A 5281-nucleotide genomic window follows, 5' to 3' on the forward strand; every position below is an offset into this window, starting at 1 on the left:
AGGCATTCTGGGGATTGATTCCATTTATCGTGTAGGACTTTAAGCATGAATCGAATAGTTATGGCAAAAAATGATCTGTAATTATACGTCTTGAATCGTTTTTCGTTTCATGCTTTGGATCAATTTATCTGCTCATTTAGAACCGTATGTTTCAAATGAGTTTTGGTTTATGATAAAAATTTTGTGAAGGACAATGGGTGTTTTAACACCATCAAAAGGAGAGATAATGATGGTGTTGATGGAATGAGAGGGGGCACCGTTCAAGGGTTCATTGATGGAAAAGCTATCCCCCTGACCCGTTTTCTGTTCCGAGCTGTTAGCCGTGATGGTCAATGGGTCGGTGGCGATGATTATCGTTCTTCCTTTGATAAGGATCCGAAAGTCTACGCCCAAGGATTAAATGGTGAGTTTGAAGCCGCCATCATGCTTCACGGCCTTCCTTACAGTATTAAGAAAGGAATGAAACACATTTATCAATTAATTGAACGTGCTCGATCCGGTAACCACAACGCGATACCCAGAATTCACTGGTGGTATGTACAGTTTGCTCCAGTACTTAGAGGACCGGGGGGAATTGCTGAAATGCTGGTCTGTGCTCTTTGTCAATACCATAACGTAGAATTGCCAGCATGGAAGTTGGGTATCATTCCTTCCCTTGAAGTACTTTTGGAACCTGATGAAGAGAAATTTTGTACGAATTACCATAAACTCTTTGAATGCGATAATGATAAACTCAGGCAGTTTTTTGCTCAAAAAGAGGATGCATTAACATCCTGATAAAATGCTACTCAAACTCTGGAGTGGGGCATAACTGCTCCAACTTTGCTTATGGATAAAAATAATAAAAAGCCGCCATTTATCTCTACTCTTGCACAAAAATTTCCAGAATCAGTGTCGTTGGTAGAAATGGGCGCAAGAGATGGTTTGCAGAATCAGCCGGAAACCTTTTCTGCAAGCCTACGCGCTGAATTGGTTGATCGTTTAGCCTCAACCGGGCTTAAACGGATTGAAGCGGGTAGCTTTGTGTCGCCTAAGGCAGTACCGCAAATGGCTGGCTCGCAGGATGTATTTTCAGCATTGAACAGAAAATCCGGTGTCGTTTATAGCGCCTTAACACCAAACTTAAAAGGTTTTGAAGCTGCAATAGCAGCAGGTGCTGATGAGGTGGCTGTTTTTGCTTCCGCCTCTGAGGGTTTTAGCCAGAAAAATATCAACTGTACAATAACAGAGAGCCTTCAACGGTTTGAACCGGTCATGGACGCGGCTAAAAAGCATCACCTGAAGGTCAGAGGTTATGTTTCCTGCGTGATGGGGTGTCCATACGATGGCGAAGTATCACCGGTACAGGTTGCCACTGTTGCTAATGCACTCTGGCAAATGGGTTGTTATGAAATCTCTCTGGGCGACACGATTGGCGTAGGTACGCCGCTCAAAGCAAAACGCATTTTTGCAGCCTGTTCCAAGAACACCCCTATTCAATCGCTTGCTGCTCATTTTCATAATACTTATGGTCAGGCCTTAACCAATATTTATGCACTGCTGGAAGAAGGGTTAACCGTGATTGACTCATCTATCGCGGGGCTTGGTGGCTGCCCTTATGCACCCGGAGCATCCGGTAATGTGGCGACGGAAGATGTCGTCTACATGTTGGAAGGCATGGGGATTAAGACCGGCATTGATCTAGAGGCGCTCTTAAACACCGCCCGCTTTATTCATAGGGAGCTTGGCATTCCATCTCGCTCCAATGCGGGTGTGGCTCTGGTACACTCAAACCTGAATTCATAAGAAAAAGAACAAGAGATATTCCATGACTGCATTATGGAAACCTGATCAAGAAGCCATAGCTTCATCGAACCTTCATGGGTTTATTGAGTATGTGCAAAACCATACTGGCTTATTCATGCCGGACTACCCAACACTTCATCATTGGAGTATCGAGGATCGCCCTCGTTTCTGGCAGTCTCTGTCTGACTTTTATCAAGTCATTTTCCATCATCAGCCATCAGCCATTCTGGTCAACGATAAAATGCCCGGCGCTGAATGGTTTCCTGATTCCACTTTGAATTATGCGGAACACCTCCTGAAAAGGCGCGATGACAAAACAGCACTGATCTTTCGAGGGGAAAACGGCTATCGACGTACACTAAATTATCAACAGCTGTATGAAGCCGTTGCTTCAGCTCAGCAAGGCTTGATGAATGCTGGAGTCTCAAAAGGCGATCGTGTTGCCGCGTTAATGCCCAACTGCCTGGAGACGGTTATCCTTATGCTGGCAGCGACCTCTCTGGGCGCTATCTGGTCATCATGCTCACCGGATTTTGGCATTCAGGGGGTAATGGATCGATTTGGTCAAATTGAACCAAAACTGTTGCTTACCATGGATGGCTATTTTTACGGCGGCAAGCAGATCGACTGCCTTGAAAAAATACGCGCTATTTTGGAGAAGATTCCATCTATTCAGCAGTCCGTGATAGTTCCGTTTCTGAATACCAAGCTGATGACGACGGATTTACCAAAGTGTGTGCTCTGGTCAGATTTTTGCAGCAGTACTACTACAGACGTCATTATTGAACCCGTAGCGTTTAACCACCCTCTCTTCATCATGTATTCATCGGGCACTACCGGCGTGCCCAAGTGCATCGTGCACGGCCATGGTGGAACACTGCTGCAACATTTGAAAGAACTTGGACTTCATAAAGATTTGAAACCGGATGACACCATTTTCTACTTCACCACCTGCGGCTGGATGATGTGGAACTGGCTGGTATCCTCACTGGCTATTGGAGCGACAGTTGTCCTTTATGATGGGTCGCCCTTTTATCCAGAACCGGCATCATTAATAGACATGGCCGAGGAAGAACAAACTTCTATCTTTGGCACCAGTGCAAAATACATTGCTGCATTACAGAAAGCAGGTGTGAAACCTGCCAAATCTCATAACCTTGAGAATCTGAAAGCGGTTCTTTCCACCGGTTCGCCCTTGCTCCATGAAAGTTACGACTACGTTTACCGTGATGTAAAATCGGATATTCGCCTTTCCTCCATTTCTGGTGGAACCGATATTATGTCCTGCTTTGCTTTAGGCTGCCCGATACTGCCGGTTTATCGAGGTGAGTTGCAATGCAGAGGGTTGGGCATGGACGTGGAATTTGTCGATCATGAGGGCAACCCTCAAGTTGCCGTGAAAGGTGAATTGGTTTGTCGGTCCAGCTTTCCATCCATGCCCATTGGTTTCTGGAATGATCCGGACGGGAGTAAGTATCACAACGCTTATTTTGATGACTTTAATGGCGTTTGGGCACACGGTGATTATGGCGAACTCACCAAGAATGATGGCGTTATTATTCATGGTCGTGCAGACGCCGTGCTGAATCCTGGTGGAGTGCGTATTGGCACAGCAGAAATCTATCGTCAGGTGGATAAAGTCGTTGAAGTGCTTGATAGCATTGCGGTGGGTCAGGAATGGGGGGATGACACCAGAATCGTTCTTTTTGTTCAGCTCAGAGATGGGCTTGAGTTAAATGAAGCGCTGGCAAAAAAAATCAGTACGACAATACGCAGCAATACAACCCCACGACATGTACCAGCTAAAATACTGCAAGTGCCGGATATTCCCCGGACGATCAGTGGCAAAATTGTTGAGGTGGCGGTAAGAGAAGTGATTCACAACCGTCCGGTAAAAAACACCGATGCTCTGGCAAATCCAGAAGCATTGGCGCTTTATAAGAATCGGCCTGAGCTATCAACATAAGCTATCACTGTGATAGCTCATTTTTTGTCCCAGCCTGCTTCCAGATAACCCAGCCTTGGCTCTGTCAGGCTGGTGATAATCAGTTCACCATTCGGGCCGGAGATCGCCCCCGTATTCATGGCATAGCGACCTTCTGCATCCTGCAATGTTTCCAGTACCTGACCATCGCCGTCAATATGAACAATATGAGCGTATCGCTGCGGTTTTGGCCTTAGGATTTCGGGCAGCATTTGTACGATTTTACGAAGAGATGGGCAGCCGGATAGCTTATCAATCGCCGTTGACCTTGGGCTAACCAACCCGAGCCAGAAGGTATTGCCTGATGCCCGGGTCAGGTTATCCGGAAAACCAGGCATATTGGTTAACACTGCTTCACGCTGTCCCTGCTTTTGCCCATCTAACCAGATACGATGGACGGTATAGGCTCCCGTCTCAATCACCAGAAGGTATTGTTCATCCTCGGAGAGTGCAATACCGTTGGCAAAGTTAAAACCATCCGTCACCACGTCCACCGTTTTAGACGCCGGGTCATACTTCAAAACCCTGCCAGTGGTTTGATGTTCCATCAAATCCAGCATGGATGCCGCAAGGGTATCGCCACTGGCTGCAGCCCCAAAACGGGTACTGGAATCGGTAAAATAGATGACACCTGTCTTCGTGATATCCAGATTATTGGCATAGAGAATCGGTGAACCGGATGCTGTTTTATCCGCCAGTAACTCGACTTCATTCTTTTCAGTCAGAACCATTAAGCCAAGAAAGGCATCTGCAATATAAAGCAATCCATCAGGGCCAAAAGCAAGGCCAAGAGGGCGTCCACCAGTAGATGCCAATGTCTCAGTGGTGCCAGTCTTTATATCAATTCGGATGATGGCGCTGTCATGGGTGGCGCCATAAAGATAACCATCGTTGCCTAATACGACGTCTTCTGGACCAGACCGGCCTTTAAGATCAATATACTTAAGGTCTGCCAACCTGTTATTAGTTGCAAAGCTGCCTGTATAACCTTTGCTTGATGGTGCTTCCCACGCTACTGGATCGATCTGGGCTGCCAGCAAAGTTGAACAGGAGAACATCATCAGGAAAGCGACTATCTGAGGTTTCATATTATGTCTCTACCTGCGTATTAAATGGCCCGTTTGGCCTTTTCACCATACCCGTTAAATAACGCTCTCATTCGTTGGCACCAGATATTGACGGGATCATCCTCTGCCAAAATTTGTATCGCGGAGACACAATGCACCCACTGAAAGGCACCAACTCAACAACCACCGGCTAAAGCCGGTGGGTTAGATTTACGGACTGAAAGTCCGGATACGCGTCCAAGACAGTATTTTCCAATCCCAAAATGAGCCTGAAAAGAGTATAAACCCATGATTTCAGGCCTTTCGCTTAAAGATGCCTTGAAACAGTGATTCTCTGGCAGACTGCAGTTGCTGGGCAGCCTCGTTATCACTCATTGATTCAGCCTTTGACTCCAATGCATGCGGCGGAGTTCCTTTCTTCAAATATTGCGTCCAGTCAGGCAAA

Annotated in this window: 4 protein-coding genes; 3 read left to right on the forward strand and 1 reads right to left on the reverse strand. The window is 46.5% G+C overall.

From position 1 onward, the window contains the following. Positions 1 to 162: 162 nt before the first annotated feature. The 3 genes from AKL11_RS16090 to AKL11_RS16100 are packed head-to-tail and all read left to right on the forward strand — an operon-like array spanning position 163 to position 3751. Positions 163 to 777 carry a hypothetical protein gene (locus AKL11_RS16090; RefSeq protein WP_157673603.1) on the forward strand — a complete coding sequence of 205 codons (615 nt, stop codon included), beginning with the start codon at positions 163 to 165 and terminating at the stop codon, positions 775 to 777. A gap of 51 nt (positions 778 to 828) precedes the next feature. Next, on the forward strand, positions 829 to 1785 hold the full coding sequence (locus tag AKL11_RS16095; RefSeq protein ID WP_067519241.1) for a hydroxymethylglutaryl-CoA lyase: 957 nt from the start codon (positions 829 to 831) through the stop codon (positions 1783 to 1785). A gap of 22 nt (positions 1786 to 1807) precedes the next feature. Beyond that, positions 1808 to 3751, forward strand: coding sequence for an acetoacetate--CoA ligase (locus AKL11_RS16100; RefSeq protein ID WP_067519243.1), 1944 nt, complete (start codon positions 1808 to 1810; stop codon positions 3749 to 3751). Between the two features lie 17 nt (positions 3752 to 3768). Here AKL11_RS16100 and AKL11_RS16105 read toward each other — a convergent pair whose 3' ends face one another. After that, complete coding sequence (locus tag AKL11_RS16105; RefSeq protein WP_067519246.1) at positions 3769 to 4857, reverse strand: SMP-30/gluconolactonase/LRE family protein; 1089 nt, start codon at positions 4855 to 4857, stop codon at positions 3769 to 3771. Positions 4858 to 5281 lie beyond the last annotated feature (424 nt).

It is taken from the genome of Endozoicomonas ascidiicola (genome assembly GCF_001646945.1).
GTDB classification, from domain to species: Bacteria; Pseudomonadota; Gammaproteobacteria; order Pseudomonadales; family Endozoicomonadaceae; genus Endozoicomonas; species Endozoicomonas ascidiicola.